Origin of the sequence: Novosphingobium sp. Chol11, from assembly GCF_945870625.1 — a bacterium.
Taxonomy (GTDB): domain Bacteria; phylum Pseudomonadota; class Alphaproteobacteria; order Sphingomonadales; family Sphingomonadaceae; genus Novosphingobium.
In genome coordinates, this window is the sequence record NZ_CAMBTS010000010.1 from 1 (window position 1) to 15,630 (window position 15,630).

The 15,630-nt window shown below is 65.3% G+C and carries 18 protein-coding genes; 7 read left to right on the plus strand and 11 right to left on the minus strand.

The features are described 5' to 3' along the window. Positions 1-92: 92 nt before the first annotated feature. From Q0O40_RS03045 to Q0O40_RS03060, 4 genes are all read right to left on the minus strand, one after another. Positions 93-674: a DUF4328 domain-containing protein gene (locus Q0O40_RS03045; protein ID WP_295526015.1), complete on the minus strand. Its 582-nt coding sequence runs from the start codon at positions 672-674 to the stop codon at positions 93-95. 63 nt (positions 675-737) lie between these two features. Next, positions 738-1,646 carry an SDR family NAD(P)-dependent oxidoreductase gene (locus tag Q0O40_RS03050; RefSeq protein WP_295526016.1) on the minus strand — a complete coding sequence of 303 codons (909 nt, stop codon included), beginning with the start codon at positions 1,644-1,646 and terminating at the stop codon, positions 738-740. A 118-nt stretch (positions 1,647-1,764) separates the two neighbouring features. After that, positions 1,765-2,883 (minus strand): branched-chain amino acid aminotransferase, encoded by a 1,119-nt coding sequence (locus tag Q0O40_RS03055; protein ID WP_295526019.1) that lies wholly within the window; start codon positions 2,881-2,883, stop codon positions 1,765-1,767. A 461-nt stretch (positions 2,884-3,344) separates the two neighbouring features. After that, positions 3,345-3,950, minus strand: coding sequence for a hypothetical protein (locus Q0O40_RS03060; protein ID WP_295526022.1), 606 nt, complete (start codon positions 3,948-3,950; stop codon positions 3,345-3,347). Between Q0O40_RS03060 and Q0O40_RS03065 the strand changes: the two genes are divergently transcribed. From Q0O40_RS03065 to Q0O40_RS03075, 3 genes are all read left to right on the plus strand, one after another. After that, a complete protein-coding gene (locus Q0O40_RS03065; RefSeq protein ID WP_295526025.1) occupies positions 3,949-4,737 on the plus strand; it encodes a TlyA family RNA methyltransferase in 789 nt (262 codons plus the stop codon). The two genes, Q0O40_RS03060 and Q0O40_RS03065, sit on opposite strands and share 2 nt — an antisense overlap. A 97-nt stretch (positions 4,738-4,834) precedes the next feature. Continuing rightward, positions 4,835-5,362, plus strand: coding sequence for a TspO/MBR family protein (locus Q0O40_RS03070; protein ID WP_367183710.1), 528 nt, complete (start codon positions 4,835-4,837; stop codon positions 5,360-5,362). Positions 5,363-5,428: 66 nt separating this feature from the next. Further along, on the plus strand, positions 5,429-5,692 hold the full coding sequence (locus Q0O40_RS03075) for an accessory factor UbiK family protein (RefSeq protein ID WP_295526029.1): 264 nt from the start codon (positions 5,429-5,431) through the stop codon (positions 5,690-5,692). On the opposite strand, the gene Q0O40_RS03080 is transcribed toward Q0O40_RS03075, so the two are convergent. Continuing rightward, on the minus strand, positions 5,687-6,895 hold the full coding sequence (locus tag Q0O40_RS03080) for an aminotransferase class I/II-fold pyridoxal phosphate-dependent enzyme (RefSeq protein ID WP_295526032.1): 1,209 nt from the start codon (positions 6,893-6,895) through the stop codon (positions 5,687-5,689). The two genes, Q0O40_RS03075 and Q0O40_RS03080, sit on opposite strands and share 6 nt — an antisense overlap. An 87-nt stretch (positions 6,896-6,982) precedes the next feature. On the opposite strand from Q0O40_RS03080, the gene Q0O40_RS03085 reads away from it, so the two are divergent. Then, a complete protein-coding gene (locus tag Q0O40_RS03085) occupies positions 6,983-8,272 on the plus strand; it encodes a phospholipid carrier-dependent glycosyltransferase (protein WP_295526035.1) in 1,290 nt (429 codons plus the stop codon). A 28-nt stretch (positions 8,273-8,300) separates the two neighbouring features. Here the strand turns inward: Q0O40_RS03085 and Q0O40_RS03090 are convergent, their stop codons facing one another. The 3 genes from Q0O40_RS03090 to Q0O40_RS03100 are packed head-to-tail and all read right to left on the minus strand — an operon-like array spanning position 8,301 to position 11,122. Further along, a complete protein-coding gene (locus tag Q0O40_RS03090) occupies positions 8,301-9,425 on the minus strand; it encodes a glycosyltransferase family 2 protein (RefSeq protein ID WP_295526038.1) in 1,125 nt (374 codons plus the stop codon). A gap of 11 nt (positions 9,426-9,436) precedes the next feature. Further along, on the minus strand, positions 9,437-10,492 hold the full coding sequence (gene leuB, locus Q0O40_RS03095; protein ID WP_295526040.1) for a 3-isopropylmalate dehydrogenase: 1,056 nt from the start codon (positions 10,490-10,492) through the stop codon (positions 9,437-9,439). A gap of 9 nt (positions 10,493-10,501) precedes the next feature. Beyond that, a complete protein-coding gene (locus tag Q0O40_RS03100; RefSeq protein ID WP_295526043.1) occupies positions 10,502-11,122 on the minus strand; it encodes a recombination protein O N-terminal domain-containing protein in 621 nt (206 codons plus the stop codon). A gap of 89 nt (positions 11,123-11,211) precedes the next feature. On the opposite strand from Q0O40_RS03100, the gene apaG reads away from it, so the two are divergent. The 3 genes from apaG to Q0O40_RS03115 are packed head-to-tail and all read left to right on the plus strand — an operon-like array spanning position 11,212 to position 12,974. Continuing rightward, positions 11,212-11,610: a Co2+/Mg2+ efflux protein ApaG gene (gene apaG, locus Q0O40_RS03105; RefSeq protein WP_295526045.1), complete on the plus strand. Its 399-nt coding sequence runs from the start codon at positions 11,212-11,214 to the stop codon at positions 11,608-11,610. Between the two features lie 16 nt (positions 11,611-11,626). Further along, positions 11,627-12,430 (plus strand): LysR family transcriptional regulator, encoded by an 804-nt coding sequence (locus Q0O40_RS03110; protein ID WP_295526048.1) that lies wholly within the window; start codon positions 11,627-11,629, stop codon positions 12,428-12,430. Positions 12,431-12,482: 52 nt separating this feature from the next. After that, positions 12,483-12,974, plus strand: coding sequence for a GNAT family N-acetyltransferase (locus tag Q0O40_RS03115; protein WP_295526051.1), 492 nt, complete (start codon positions 12,483-12,485; stop codon positions 12,972-12,974). An 11-nt stretch (positions 12,975-12,985) separates the two neighbouring features. On the opposite strand, the gene Q0O40_RS03120 is transcribed toward Q0O40_RS03115, so the two are convergent. From Q0O40_RS03120 to Q0O40_RS03130, 3 genes are read right to left on the minus strand one after another with little or no spacing between them, the layout of a single operon-like run. Beyond that, positions 12,986-13,885, minus strand: coding sequence for an alpha/beta hydrolase (locus Q0O40_RS03120; RefSeq protein ID WP_295526053.1), 900 nt, complete (start codon positions 13,883-13,885; stop codon positions 12,986-12,988). Further along, a complete protein-coding gene (locus Q0O40_RS03125) occupies positions 13,882-14,694 on the minus strand; it encodes an SDR family NAD(P)-dependent oxidoreductase (RefSeq protein ID WP_295526055.1) in 813 nt (270 codons plus the stop codon). The genes Q0O40_RS03120 and Q0O40_RS03125 overlap by 4 nt, the downstream gene beginning before the upstream one ends. Positions 14,695-14,716: 22 nt before the next feature. Beyond that, on the minus strand, positions 14,717-15,619 hold the full coding sequence (locus Q0O40_RS03130; RefSeq protein WP_295526056.1) for a pirin family protein: 903 nt from the start codon (positions 15,617-15,619) through the stop codon (positions 14,717-14,719). Positions 15,620-15,630: the final 11 nt, after the last annotated feature.

The following is a 15,630-nucleotide window of genomic DNA, read 5'->3' on the forward strand; positions in this document are numbered from 1 at the left end:
ATCACTCCTGATACCCCCGACCGGTCAGCCAGGGGCGGGTTCAAACATGGGTCAAATCTCAATGGAAACTTATGCCCCTCCCGGGTCACTTCTCAGCGCAAATCTACAATCAGCAGCAACATCACACCCGAAGCGCCGATGATGGCCGCCAGCAGCGGCGAGGCGAGCGCAAGGGCCCCCGGGACCGAGGCAAGAAACGCCGTTACGAGGCTTATGGCTTCAAACAGCGCGCCGCCGATCAGGCACCACCACCAGCCACTGATTGCGGCGACGGGCGGCTGGTCGGGGCGCTGGTCCGCAGCTTGGCCGTTGCGCCAAAGCTCGCGCATGGCGCGGGGCGGGATAACGAGGTTGATCCCCGGCACGAACCAGCTACTCGCAGCCCATAACGGCGCATAGGCGAGGGAGGGAAAACCCAGATCGCGCAAGTTGGCATGCGCGCGCCAGACCCATAGCGCTGCTGCCACCACGATCAGGCAGAGTGTAGGCAATACCGCAAAGAAATTGAGCAGCAGCGCCGCGCCAAGGGCATCGCCAATCGCGCTGCCGTTGTCGGTGAAGGTCAGAACGCCGTAGCCGAACGAGAGGACCGTCCATAGGATGTGCAGGGCGAGCGCGCCGATCAGCAGCCGGGCACGCCAGCGCAGCGCAGCGTTCAGTCGGCTTTCCCCCATCCGGCCCCGAACCTCCCCTGCGTCAACCGGCCCGGCTCTGCGGCGCGGCGTCGTCTCCGGCCTTTACCCCTTCATCGCCGCCTGCAGCTGGCTCAGGATCACCTGGCTCTGCTCGGCGCCCGATTGCGGCACGAAATCGCCGGTACGGTCAGAGATTTCGGCCCAGTGCGCAGCAAAGCCTTCGACCGAGCGGTCATCGCCGGTCAGCAGCACGCCCTTGTTCATCGTGACCCATGCCGAATGATAGACGCCCGCGCCTGCGCCGACGATGGCGTTGCTCGGCGCATCCTCCGAAACGAGGAACAGCGCGGCGGGCACGACGTTTTCAGGGCCGAACGCTTTGTAGGCCTCTTCGGGGAAGATATCCTCGGTCATCCGCGTGCCCGCCACCGGGGCGAGGGTGTTGACCCGCACGTTGTTTTTCGCGCCTTCGAGGTAGAGCGTCTTGGTGAGGCCTGCGAGGCCAAGCTTGGCCGCGCCATAATTGGCCTGACCGAAATTGCCGAACAGCCCGGTCGACGAGGCGGTCATCAGGATGCGGCCATAGTTTTGCGCGCGCATCGTATCCCAAACGGCCTTGGTCGCATTGGCCGAGCCGATCAGGTGCACTTTGACGACGAGGTCGAAATCGGCGGGCTCCATCTTGGTGAAGCTCTTGTCGCGAAGGATGCCCGCGTTGTTGATCAGGATGTGAACCTCGCCCCAGGCTTCCTTGGCTTTGGCGACCATTTCGACCATCTGCTCATATTCGGTGACCGAGCCGCCGTTCGACATCGCTTCGCCGCCCGCTGCCTTGATTTCCTCGACCACGGCCAGCGCAGCATCGGAATGGCCGGTGCCGTCACGCGCTGCGCCCAGATCGTTGACCATGACCTTTGCGCCGCGCTTGGCCAGTTCGAGGGCATAGGCCCGGCCCAGACCGCCGCCTGCACCAGTTACGATTGCGACCCGGTCTTTGAACGAAATGCTCATGCCCATTGCTCCTGCAAGCCCTCATCGGGGCGTTATATGACCGCGCGGATGCCACGCCATTGCGCGATTGGCAACTGCGATGGAGCCATCGCCGGGAGGGGTTTCAGGCCCCGGGCCTTTAGGCGATGCGCTTGACCCAGCCGTGCGGGTCGGGCGCGTGGCCGCGCTGGATCGCCACCAGCCGCTGGCGCAGCCGCTCGGTCAGCTGGCCGGGGCCGCCGCTGCCGATCGTGAACGCGCCGGATGCGTTGGCGACTTTGCCCACCGAAGTGACCACCGCCGCAGTGCCGCAGGCAAACGCTTCAACCAGCTTGCCGCTCTCCGCATCGGCGCGCCACGCATCGAGGCTGTAGCGTTCTTCGCGCACAGTGAGGCCTTCATCGCGGGCGAGCGTGAGCAGGCTGTCGCGGGTGATGCCGGGCAGGATCGTGCCGCCCAGCGGCGGGGTGATCAAGCTGCCATCGTCGAACGCGAAGAACAGGTTCATGCCGCCCAGTTCCTCGATCCATTTGCGCTCGGCCGCATCGAGGAACAGCACCTGATCATGGCCGCGGGCAAAGGCATCGGCGGTGGGCACGAGGCTGGCGGCGTAGTTGCCGCCGCACTTGGCCTCGCCGGTGCCGCCAGCCGCAGCGCGGGTATAGTCGCTCACCCAGATCGAGACTGCGCTGGCGCCCGATTTGAAGTAATTGCCCGCCGGGCTGGCGATGACCAGAAAGCGATAGGCCTTGGCCGGGCGCACGCCCAGAAACGCCTCGGTCGCGAACAGGAACGGGCGCAGATAAAGCGAGCCGCCCGGCACGGTGGGGAACCACTGCCGATCGGCAAGCACGAGCTGCGTGACAGCATCGACGAACAGCGCGGGCGGCATCTCGGGCATCGCCAGACGGCGGGCGGAAGCATTGAAGCGCGCGGCGTTGGCCTCGGGCCGAAACAGCGTGATGCCCCCCATAGTTCCGGCCGTAGTTCCGGCATCCTCCAGCGCATAGGCCTTCATACCTTCAAAGATTTCCTGCGCGTAATGCAGCACAGCGGCGGCCGGATCGAGCGCGATCGGCCCGTAAGGCAGGATCTGGGCATTGTGCCAGCCGTGCGCTTCGGCCCAGTCAATCGACACCATGTGATCGGTGAAGGCCGTGCCGAAGCCCGGGTTGGCAAGGATTGCCGCGCGCGCATCCTCGGCCATCGGAGCGGGATGGGGGTTTTGCGCAAACGGGATCATATCGGGGCCGGGCATTAGTAAGGAGTCCTCTGAGTGGCGAACCGCGCCACGCCCTGCTTGTACTATTGTTGCGCGAAAGGCAACAGTAAAGCAATAAATGTGAAGGGCCGCGTCCGCCTGACGGACACGGCCCTTCGCATGGTCAGCGGCCGGAAAGTGCCGCTTACGAAGCCTTTATCGCCAACTGGTGGTTAGCAATAATGCTCCGTGATACGGTTTACCGACCTCGCTGCTGAACCATGAGACATCGGATCACCTCCTTTCGCTGTGTTGAACCAGAGTTGCCGCCGTTTCAGACGACCCGACCGGACAAGCTTCGCTTGATCACGGCCTTGAGCCGGAATGTGATTCATCTGAGAGCGCAGAACAAGTCTTGCATTCATTTATTTTCACGTCAAAATAGCAATTTCCCGCTGCTTCGTTGTGGATAAACCGTCGCTCTTTTGGCGGCCTCATCACCGCCCTGCAGGTCCGCTTTACCGGCAATCTTCGATCACCCGCCCCACTTCCGCCCATGCTGGCAGGACCAGCGTGGGCAAGCCGCTGATATCCAATGTAAACCTCCCCTTGCTGAAGGCCATTTGATCGAGCACCCGGTCTTGCGGATCGAGCTCGATCGCGAGCGCTGCGGGCTTGACATTGGCGGCTGGTCTGGCAGCGATATTGCGGGTGCCGCTGCTGGTGCTGATCGATGCCGCCACGGCGCTCTGGCCGGGCGCCGGACGCAGCAGGATGATCATGCGCCGCGCGCTGTCGCAGCGCAGCACGAGGAGCGGCATCGCGCCCGTAGCGGCAAAACGAGCGGCGGTGCCGCCTTTTTCTGCGGTATAGGTCCAGCTGCCGGGTGTCTGCGCCGCTTCCCGCGCGGCGGGCGGGGTGGCGGGCCGAACCACTTGGACGGGGCGCGGCGCAGGCAATGCCGCGCCGCTGCTGGCGCGCATAGGCGGTGTTAGCGGCAGCGGCGGCGGCGCAGCGCAACTGGCAAGGCCCAGCATCGCCGCCAAGACCGCCGCCAGCGCCGCCGGAGCGCGGGTCAGGAGGGGCTGGACAGGGGCGCAGACAACGGAACGGTTGATCTTCATGCCCTCGCTATGGAAGAGAGCGCGCGTGACCTCAAGCCGAACCACCAAAGGAAAGCTGCGCGCCGACCAGCTATTGTTCGAGCGCGGCCTCGCCGAGAGCCGTTCGCGCGCGCAGGCGCTGATCTTGGCCGGGCTGGTTTTCGCAGGCGAGACCAAAGTTGCCAAGGCGGGGCAGCTGTTCGATCCCGATGCTGAACTTGAAGTGCGCGGGCGCGATCATCCGTGGGTTTCGCGCGGAGGGATCAAGCTGGCGCATGCATTGGGGCATTTCGGGCTTGATCCGGTGGGCCGCACCGCGATGGATATCGGCTCGTCTACCGGGGGCTTTACCGATGTGTTGCTGCAAGGCGGCGCGGTGCATGTGTTCGCGGTGGATTCAGGCACCAATCAGCTGGCGTGGAAACTGCGGCAGGACCCGCGCGTCACTGTGCTCGAACAGACCAGCGCGCGGGTGTTGAGCGCGGCGCAGATCGACCGCCCGGCCGATTGGGTGGTGTGCGACGCCAGCTTTATCGCTCTGCATAAAGTGCTTCAGGTGCCGCTAGCGCTGGCGGCGCGGCCGACGCAGTTGGTTGCGCTGATCAAGCCGCAGTTCGAAGTCGGCCGAAGCGAAGTGGGCAAGGGCGGGGTGGTGCGCGATGCGGCGCTGCACGAGCGCGTTTGCGCGGAAGTGCGCGCGTGGCTGGTGGGCGAAGGGTGGGAAGTGCAGGGTATTGTCCCAAGTCCGATCACCGGGCCCGAGGGAAATGTGGAATTCCTTATTTCCGCTTTCAGGACACTCGCGTAAAGCAAGCGTTGCCGAACAGCGGTCCGGTCGCCAATGTCGGCATCTAATCAATTGGGGGCGATTTCGGCACACAATGATACGACATCTTGCTTCTCCCGTGCAGCTTCGCGCCAGCCTCATCCGCTGGGCGCTGTTCACCGTGCCGCTGACCATCGGCCTTGGCTTTTTGTCGGGAGGCGCCGGGGGCAGCGGACCGGACAATGCCTGGTTTGCGGCGCTGACGCGGCCCGCGATCTTTCCGCCGCCCATCGTCTTCCCGGTGGCGTGGACGCTGTTTTACACGCTGATGGGAACGGCGCTGGCGATGGTGGCGGCGGCGCGCGGCGCAACGGGACGCTGGATCGCGGTGGCCGGTTTCGTGGTCCAGTTCGCGCTGAATCTGGCGTGGAGCCCGGTGTTCTTCGGCCAGCATCAGATGGCGGTGGCGCTCGGGATCATCGGCGGGATGTTTGTGACAACGGCGATTACGCTGGTGCTGTTCTGGCGGGTGCGCCCGCTCGCCGGCGCGCTGCTCATTCCGTATCTGGCGTGGATCTGTTTTGCCGGACTGCTCAATTATCAGTTTCTGGCGCTGAACCCAGCGGCCGAAGGGGCATCTGGCGCGGCGGTCCGGGTTAAGATTTAGAAGCCTTGCGGCGGAGCACCGCCAGCCCCATCTCGGGCGCTCACTTGCTAGCTAGGGCACGATACCATGCAATCCGAAAACCCGATGATCGCCGATTTCGTCAAGCTGATGAACAGCGCCGCTGCGACGCTGGCCGGCATGGGCCGCGAGGCGGGCGAAAGCGCACGCGAAAAAGCACGCGAGATATTCGGCGGGATGGACTTCGTCAGCCGCGAAGAATTCGACGCGGTGAAAGACATCGCGACCACTGCCGCTGCCGAGGTCGATACGCTGAAGGCGCGGCTCGATGCGCTTGAGGCCAAGCCGAGCGGCGCCGCCGAGGCCCTATAAGCCAGCCTTGGTCAGCGCCTGATCGAGGTCTTCGATCAGGTCGTCAGGGTCTTCTAGCCCGATATTCAGCCGCAGCAGGCCTTCCCCCACGCCCATGTCGGCGCGGGTTTCGGGGCCGACGCCGTGGTGCGTCGATGAAGCGGGATGGCACATCAGCGAGCGCGAATCGCCAATGTTGTTCGAGATATCGATGAGTTGAAGCGCATCTAGCAGCGCGTGCGCCTGTTCGCGTCCGCCCGCCAGATCAATCGAAAAGATCGTGCCGCCCGCGCTCATCTGCTTGAGCGCCAGCGCATGCTGCGGGTGGCTGGGAAGGTAAGGGTAGAGCATGCGCGGCACGCGCGTCTCGACAAACGCGGCGACCTTGAGCGCGTTCTCGCTTTGACGGCGGATGCGCAAGTCGAGCGTTTCGAGGCCTTTGAGCACGACCCAAGCGTTGAACGGCGCGCAGGTCGGCCCGGTGTTGCGCTGGAATGGCATGAGCACATTGTTGATGAAATCGGCGCTGCCGCAGATCGCGCCGGCCATCACCCGGCCTTGCCCGTCCATCATCTTGGTGGCCGAATAGGCGACCACGTCTGCGCCGAGATCGAGCGGGCGCTGCAATGCGCTGGTCGCAAAGGCATTGTCGACCACGGTGACGATGCCGTGTGCCCGGGCCAGCGCGCAGACATGGTCGAGATCGACGATGTCCATTGTCGGATTGGCTGGGCTTTCGAAGAAGAACACTTTGGTATTGGGCCGGATCGCAGCCTCCCATGCGGCGTTGTCCGCCGCGTGGATCGTGGTGCTTTCGATGCCGAAGCGCGGCAGCAGATTGTCCACCAGCCAGCGGCACGAGCCGAACGCGGCTTTGGCCGCGACCACATGGTCTCCGGCCGAAAGCTGGCACAGTAGCGCCGCGGTCATCGCCGCCATGCCGCTGGCCTGCGCGCGGCAGGCCTGCGCGCCTTCGAGCAACGCGATGCGTTCTTCGAGCATCGCCACGGTGGGGTTCTGGACCCGCGAATAAGTCATGCCATCGGCTTCGCCGGCAAAGCGCGCGGCGACTGTGGCGGCGTCATCGTAAGTAAAGCCGGAGGTGAGGAACAGGGCTTCAGAGGTCTCGCCCATTTCCGAGCGCCAGGTGCCCCCGCGCACGGCCTGCGTTGCAGGGCGCCATGTGGCTGTGATCGAGCGGTCTTGTCCTGTGGTGCGTTTCATGGTGGCAGGCTTTAGGTTTGCGGCGCAGCCCGCGCAAGCGCTGCCATTGCGCGTTCGAGGGCAGTTGGCGTAGGGCCTGCGCCGACGATGTTTGCTGCCCATCAACCTCTGCGCGGCCAGGACCGCGATCCGCTGCTCTGGACATGCGCACTGGCGCTGGTGTTTTTTGCGCTGGTGCTCAATCGCTTGACGATCCCGGCGCGGCCGATGTTCGACGAGATTCATTATCTGCCCGCCGCGCGCCGCCTGATCGAGCTGACCAGCCGGCTCAACCCCGAGCATCCGCTGCTTGGCAAGGAATTCATCGCGCTGGGCATGAAGCTGTTTGGCGATGGGCCGCTAGGCTGGCGCATGCCGAACGCGGTGCTGGGCACGATCGGCGTGTTTGCGGCGACGCGCGCGCTGTGGTGGGCCAGCGGATCGCGCGCGGCGAGCCTGATGTTCGGCGCGCTGCTGGCGAGCAATTTCATCTGGTTCGTGATGAGCCGGATCGCGATGCTCGATATGGCGATGGCAGCGATGCTGGCGCTGGCCTTCTGGCAATGGGCGCTGGCGTGGCGGCGGCAGAAGCGGTTGCATCTGGCGCTATGCGGGGTGTTTCTGGGCCTGTCGCTGGCGGGCAAATGGAATGGCATTCCGCTGCTGGTGATGCCCGGTCTGCTTTTTGCCTGGGATCGCGCCTGGGCGCTGGGGCCGCGCTGGCGCGCTGTGCTGACGGCGCGTGATGTGGGGCCGGTGCGCGGGGTGTCGCTGCTCGAAGCGGCGCTATGGCTCGGCGCGGTGCCGCTGGCGGTCTATTTCGCCACGTTTGCGCCGACGTTTTTCTACAAGGTTCAGCCGATGACACTGCGCGGGCTGATCCCGTGGCAGCAATACATGCTCCAGCTGCAGGACAGCGTGGTCAAACCGCACCGCTATATGAGCCGGTGGTGGCAATGGACGCTGAACTTGCGCCCGATCTGGTTCCTCTATGAGAAGACCGCAGGGGGCCTACGCGGCATCCTGCTCGTGGGCAATCCGTTCACCATGCTGGCGGGGCTGCCCGCGCTGCTGCTGTGCTTGTGGGAGGGCGCGCGCCGCCCCGATCGGCTGCGGATTGGGGTGGTCATTATGTATGTCGCGGCGCTCATTTTCTGGGCGCTCAATGGCAAGCCGGTGCAGTTTTTTTATCACTACGAACTGGCGGCGACATTCCTGATGGCGGCGCTCGCGATCACGCTGGCGGGATGGTGGGAGGCAGGCACCCGCTGGCCGGCGGTGGTTTCGCTGGCATTGGCGGTGGCCATGTTCATCGGCTTTTATCCTATCCTCTCGGCGGGCAAGCTGGCGAACGCGCGGTCTTATGAATGGTATGTCTGGATGAACGGCTGGCACTGATCCCGCCTCGGGCGGGGTGCGGGGCCGCTCAGTATTTGCCCCAGACGAATTTGCTGGAAAGCGCGAAATTCCAGACCGAACCCAGCACGATGCCGATGATCACCGAGATCGCATCGTGAAACCCCATCGTGCGCAGCACCGCCGCCGCGCCGACATTGGTCAGCAGCCCAAGCGAGCAGGTGGCGGCAAACTTGGCCCAGCCACGCAGCAGCGGCAGCACCCCGCGCAGGCGCTTGTCCTGATAGGTCAGTTCGTTGTTGAGCACGAAATTGAACGACATCGCCACCACTGCGGCAATCGTGTTGGCGATGTTGAACGCGGTGTTCGAAGACCACTGACCATAAACGAACGGCGCACCGAGCAATCCGCTGCGCACCAGCCAGAGCACCCCGAACTGGACCGCCACGCCCATCGCGCCGACTGTGCCGAACAGCGCGAAACGGGTGGGGATGATCCGGCCCAGCCACTTGTCGTAAAGCCCGACGAGGAATTCGAACACGACCGTGCGATCAAGCTTCGATTCGCCGGTGGCGCGCGCGGCGAAATTCATCGGAAATTCCTTGACCCGCAGCGGCGCGTCGACCGTAGCGAGGATATCGAGCAGGATCTTGAAGCCCACGCCTGAAAGGCGGTGGGCATCGGCGCGCAGGATATCGGCGCGCAGCATGAAAAAGCCGCTCATCGGATCGCTCAGCTCAACCCCGGTGACGCGGCGGGCAATCCGGTTGGCCAGCCCCGAGGCCTTGACCCGGTCCGGGCGGCCCCACGCCTCGGTGCTGGCGCCCTCGGCAAAGCGCGAGGCATAAGCGACATCGTATTCGCCGCCGACCACCGCTTCGTACATCTTCGGCAGCAGGACCGGATCGTGCTGATGATCGGCGTCCATCACGCTGACGACCGGGGCGGCCGTGGCGCACATCCCTTCGATCGCGGCAGAGGCGAGGCCGCGCCGCCCGATGCGCTCGATCACGCGCACCCGCGGATCATCGCGACCGATCCGGCGCGCTTCGTCGGCGGTGCCATCGGGGCTGTTGTCGTCGACGAAGATCGCTTCCCAGTTCAGCCCGGTGAGCGCCTTGTCGAGGCGTTCAACCATCAGCGCGATGTTGCCCCGCTCGTTGTATGTTGGCAAAATAACGGCAAGTTGCAGCATAACGAGCGCACTTACAGCCTTGCGAGCACCGCGTCACCAATTTCCGTGGTGCCTGCGGTTCCGCCCAGATCGTGGCCGAACACGCCGTCCGCAATCGCGCGGGCCACTGCTGTCTCGATGCGGAGCGCAGCGTCAGCCAGCCCCAGCGAATGGCGCAGCAGCATCGCAGCGGAAAGGATCGTGGCCATCGGGTTGGCAAGACCCTTGCCCGCGATGTCTGGCGCGGAGCCGTGGATCGGCTCGTAAAGGCCAAATGTGCCGTGCGTTGTCTCGCGGCTGCCCAGCGAGGCGGAGGCCAGCATCCCGATCGAGCCGACGCACATGCTCGCCTGATCAGAGAGGATGTCGCCGAACAGATTGCCGGTGACGACCACATCGAACTGGCCGGGATTGCGTACCAGCTGCATCGCGGCATTATCGACATACATATGGCTGAAGGCGACATCGGGGTATTCGCGCGCCACTTCGATAACGATGTCGCGCCAGAGCTGCGAGGTTTCCAGCACATTGGCCTTGTCCACCGAGCATAGTTTGCTGTTCCTGCCTTGCGCCGCGCGGAACGCGACGTGGGCGATCCGGCGCACTTCGGTTTCGCAATAGGACATCACGTCATAGCCCTCGCGGGTGCCATCGGCGGCGGTGCGAAAGCCCTTTTCGCCAAAGTACACATCGCCATTGATCTCGCGCACGATCAGCAGATCGATGGCCGCCGCCACTTCGGGCCGGAGCGCGGAATGATGTTCGAGGCCCTTGAACACAGTGGCGGGACGCAGATTGGCAAACAGGCCGAATGCTTTGCGAAGCCCAAGGATCGCTTGCTCGGGGCGCAAGGCGCGCTCCAGCGCGTCGCAATCGGGATCGCCGACCGCGCCGAACAGCACGCCGTCTGACCCCTCGACCAGCGCCAGCGTTTCGGGTGGCAGTGGATGGCCGTGCGCCTTGTAGGCCGCGCCGCCGACCAGCGCCTCGCCGCGTTCGATATCGAGGCCGAGCGCATCCAGCACCCGCAGCGCCTCATGCGTCACTTCGGGGCCAATACCGTCACCCGCCAGGACCGCAATTTTCATATCTTCCCCTTAACTTGCGCTGATGCGTTTCAATCGATCCATCAGAATCGCGCGCGCCGCCATAACATCGCGCCTGCGATCGGCAAGCAGCCGGTTGCCGATGGCTGCGCCTTGCCGGTCGAGCAAGGCCAGCAGCTGCGCCCATGGCATGTCTGCCGGCGGCGCGGCGCTCAGCCCTTGGCCAACGGCATATCCCGCCTCGCGCAGCACCAGCGCCTCGTAGCCGGCCAGCGCGCGCGCCCAGCCACGCGCCGAGGGCGCATGGCAAATGGCATCGAGCAAGGCGAGGAGCGCGCTATGGAGCGCGGCATAAGGCTGGCCTTCGGGCAAGGTGGCGGCCGTGAGCGCGGCGGCCCAGCCGATCCCTGCGCTCGCCAGCGGCTCGGTCAGCCAAGGCCCCCGGCTGACGACCAGTTCGAGCCGCACCGACGCCAGCTGGCTATCGCCGCGTTCATTGAGCTCGATTTCCAGAACATTGCCCGGGATCAGCAAAGGCCGCAGCATCCGCCCGCGTGCGCCCGCGACATAGGCCGCGAGCAGCCCGTGATCGGCGGTAAACAGGCGCGCCACCGCGCCATGTTCGCCATGCGCGAAGGACGCGCAAAGGATGGCCGGGGCGCGGATCAGCATGCGGCGGGCTGTGCAGCCATTCGGGCAAGCCCGCAAGACTTGCGATTCCCCCGTTGGAACGCGGCGCAATGTGCGGTAGTTTGCCTGCTATGAAGCAACTTTTCCAGCACGCTGCCGTAACCGATGGCATCACCGTTCGCGTGGCGGTCAATTTCCTGCCCGAGCAATCGCGCGTGGACGCGGGAAAATGGTTCTGGGTGTATCACATTCGGATCGAGAACGGCTCGGACCAGCCGGTGCGCTTGCTGACCCGCCACTGGCGGATCACCGATGGGCGAGGGCAGACCAACTTTGTCGATGGCGAAGGCGTAGTGGGCGAGCAGCCGCTCCTTAAGCCGGGCGAAGCGCATGACTATGTCTCAGGCTGCCCGCTCGGCACGCCGCGGGGCACGATGCAGGGGCATTACATCATGGAGCGCGGCGACGAGTCGCTGATCGAGGTGGCGATCCCCCGGTTTCCGCTGGCGGCCCCGGCCACCGCGAATTGAGCGCGGAGCGCGCGCAATGAAGCGGACCCATCTGCCGCTTAACGGCCTGCGCGTGCTGGATGCAGCCGCGCGGCATCTTTCCTTCACCCGCGCAGCCGATGAACTGGCAGTGACCCCGGCCGCGGTCGGCCAACAAATCCGCGCGCTGGAGGATCTGCTGGGGGTGGTGCTGTTTCGCCGCACGACCAAGGGGCTGGTGCTGACGGAGGAGGCCTGCGCCGGACTCAACGCGATCCGCGAGGGTTTCCTGCGCTTTGAAGAAGGCGTGCAGGCGATGCAGGCCGGGCAATCGAGCCACGTCTACACCATCGCCTGCCCGCGCGACTTTTTCGCGGCTTGGCTTTCGCCCCGGCTGGCAGCATTCCGCGCGCAGAGCCCAGCGATGCGCTTCGCCTTGGCAAGCGGGGATGGCGAGACCGACTTTACCGAGGCCAACCTCGATTTGGCGGTGCGCTGGGCCGAAGGGCCGGGCGAGCTTGAAGGCATCCCGCTCGGCGCGCCGATGGTGCAGATCGTAGCTGCGCCAGGGCTTGGCAACGCGGCCCCCTGGATCAGCTGGCCCGGCGATCCCGCGCCCGACGATGATCAGCGCGAGCCGCAGTTTTCGGTGGGCGATGCCGGCACCGCGATCAGCGCCGCTGCCGCCGGGCTGGGCAAGGCGCGCGTGCCCTTGCTGCTGGCAGAGGCCGCCGCTGCCATGGGCCGGATCGAGCTAATGGGCGTGCCCGAGACCGGGCGGCGCGGCTATTGGCTGGTCGCCCCGTTGCCGCAATGGCGGCAAGCCAAAGTGAAGGCGCTGGTGGCGGCGCTGACCGCCTGATCGTGCTACTCCCGGGCGCTATCGGCCCTCTCGCAAGCGCAAGAAAGGCACCATGGCCGAAATCATCGTCCGCCCATATGTCGAGGCCGATAACGGTGCTGTGCTCGCCCTTATCCTCCCGATCCAGCAGGATGAGTTCAGCATTCCGGTCACGGCCGAGGACCAGCCTGATCTGAAAGCCATCGGGCATGTCTATCAGTCCGGCACTGGCGGGTTCTGGGTTGCGGAGAACGCTGGAAGGATTGTCGGCACCATCGGCCTGATCGGCTTCGGCAAGCGGGAGGGCGCACTGCGCAAGATGTTTGTCGCAGCCGATGCGCGCGGCCGCGAACATGGCGTTGCGGCAAGATTGCTGGCCATCTTGCTCGATCATGCCCGCGCGCACGGGCTGACCGCGATCACGCTGGGCACGATCGAGCGGCTTCATGCGGCGCGGCGCTTTTATGGAAAGAGCGGCTTTGCCGAGATTGCTGCCGATGCTCTGCCGGAGGGTTTTCCGCGCATGCCGGTCGATACCCTTTTCTTTCGCCTCGCTTTGCGCTGATCCGCTTTGGCTCAGCCCGTCCGCTCCAGAAACGCATCGAGCGCGGCATTGAAGTCTGCGGGGGATTCCCATGGGACGAAATGGCCGCAATCGGGCACGGGCACCAGCGTGAGGTCGGGGATCAGCGCCTCCAGGCCATCGAGATTGGCGGGGGGCAGCGCCATGTCATCCAGCGCCCAGATCACCAGCGTGGGGATGCCGAGCGGGGGCAGCGGCGGGGGAGCGAAACCTTCGGGCAAGGCAAACGGTGCGTCCATCGTGGGCACATCCATCGGGCTGGCACGATACCAGTTCAGCATCGCGATGGCAGCATCGGGATTGGCCCAATCCTGCATCAGCGCCGCTTGCTCTGCGGGCTCGATCACGGGGGTTCGTTCCCATTTCAGCGCTTGTTGCAGCAGCGCGCCAAGGCCGTGTTCGCGCACCATCGGATCGAACGCGGTGTTGCGGAAATCGCGCATGTATTGGCTAGCGGCGCGCTGCACCGGATCGAGATAGAGCAGGCGCTGAAAGATGGCGGGGTGCGGCGCGTTGGCGATGACCGCGCGGGTGACGCGCGTGTTCTGACCCATGAGCGCCACGCCCCATGCAATCGCGCCGCCCCAATCGTGACCGACCACGGTGAACTGCGCCACGCCGAGCGCATCGGCAAGCAGGAAAACGTCACCGATCAGCTTGTCCGGGGTGTAGCTCCCCACATCCTGCGGCTTTGACGAGCCGCGATAGCCGCGCTGGTCGGGGGCGATACAGCGGAAGCGCCCCGCCAGATGCGCGATCTGGTGGCGCCAGGTGCGGTGCGATTCGGGAAAGCCATGGAGGAACATCAGCACCGGGGCATCGCGCGGGCCTGTGTCGACGACGTCCAGCGCGATGCCGTTGGCCAGCGTGACGCGTTGCATTTCGGCGCTCATTGCGGTGTCTCCATCCGCGTGGCGTAGCCGGCGGCGACCCAACCGGCGACTTTATCAAACAGCGCGTCGGGGGTGCGGCGCGCTTCGCCGAGCTGCTTTTCGGCCCCCACGGCTACAATGATCTCGCGCTCGTCTGCGGCGATGCCGGCCAGCATTTCGGCGACGGCGACATCGGGGTCGATCCCGGCGTCGATATGTGGATCGCTCGCGCCGCGCGCGGTGCCGTCTGCGGTAAGCGCATTGCGCGCGACATTGGTGCGCACCGATCCCGGCGCGATGACATGGACCTTGAGCCCAAGGTGCGCCACTTCGCTGCGCAGCGCATCGGCATAGCCGATCAGCCCGAATTTGGCGGCGCTATAAGCGGTTCGCAGCGGCACGCCGAATTTGCCCGCTACGCTGGAGATCATCACGATCCGCCCCGATCCGCGCGCGACCATATGTGGCAAAACTGCCTGGGTCAGCGCGATGGGGGCCAGCAGATCGACCGCGATGATCCGTTCATAGACTGGATAATCGGTATCGACCGCCAGCGCGCGCTGCGAAATGCCCGCATTGTTGATCAGCATGTCGATGCCATCAGACCATTGCGCGGCTTGCGCAGTGGCGGCGAGCATAGCTGCCTGATCGGTTACTTCGAACGGGAGCAGCAGGGTTTCGCCCAGCCCCTCGGCCACTGCGGCCAAGGCCTGCTCATTGCGGCCCGACAGGATCAGCCGCGCGCCCTGCGCCCCAAGCGCGCGCGCCAGTGCGGCGCCGATGCCCGATGAAGCGCCGGTGATCCACACCGCCTTGCCTGAAAATTCCATGTCTTCCTCTCCTGTTTTGTTCTTATGGATTTGCAAGTGTGATCGGGATTTGCGGCAACGGAATGAATTCATCCTCATCACCGGGCACCGCGGGAAAGCGCCCCTCGGCCCAGTCGCGCTTCGCCTGGTTGATCCGCTCGCGGCTGGAACTCACGAAATTCCACCACACGTGGCGCGGGGAAGCAATCGCCGCTCCGCCCAGCAGCATCACCCGCCCGCCGCGCGCCGACGCCAGCTTCATCGCCGCGCCGGGGGCCAGCACGGCGAGGCTGTAGAGCGCCAGCGCCGTGCCATCCACGCTCGCTTCGCCGCCGACCAGCATGACCGCGCGCTCGTCCGCCTCCGCATCGAGCGGGATTGCGCCGCCGGTGCCGAGGATGATCTCGGCATAAATCGTCGGCGAATGCTGCGTTGTCTGCGCGGCCGCGCCCCATAGCGTGCCCATGATCACGCGCGCGGATACACCGCCGTCCTCGATCAGCGGCAAGTCCGCGTGCTGTTCGAACGCCGGGTCGATCTCTTCGCGTCCGTCGGGCAGCGCGAGCCAAGTCTGCATGCCATAAAGCCGAGGACCGGCGGCTCGCTCTGCTGCGGGGCCGCGCTCGGAATGGACGATTCCGCGCCCCGCTGTCATCAGATTGACCTGCCCCGGGCGGATCGTGGCAAAGCTGCCCAGACTATCGCGGTGCTCGATTGCGCCGGCATGCTCGCCATCAAACAGCCAGGTGACGGTGGCGAGGTTGATATGCGGGTGCGGCCGCACGTCCATCGCCGTGCCAACGGGCAACACGGCGGGGCCGAACTGGTCGACAAAAATGAACGGGCCGACCATTGTTCGCGCCGGGCTGGGGAGCACGCGCCGCACCTGAAACGCGCCAAGGTCGTGCGTCACCGGCAGCAGCGTCTGAACAATGGGCTCGCTCATGGCGCTTCCTC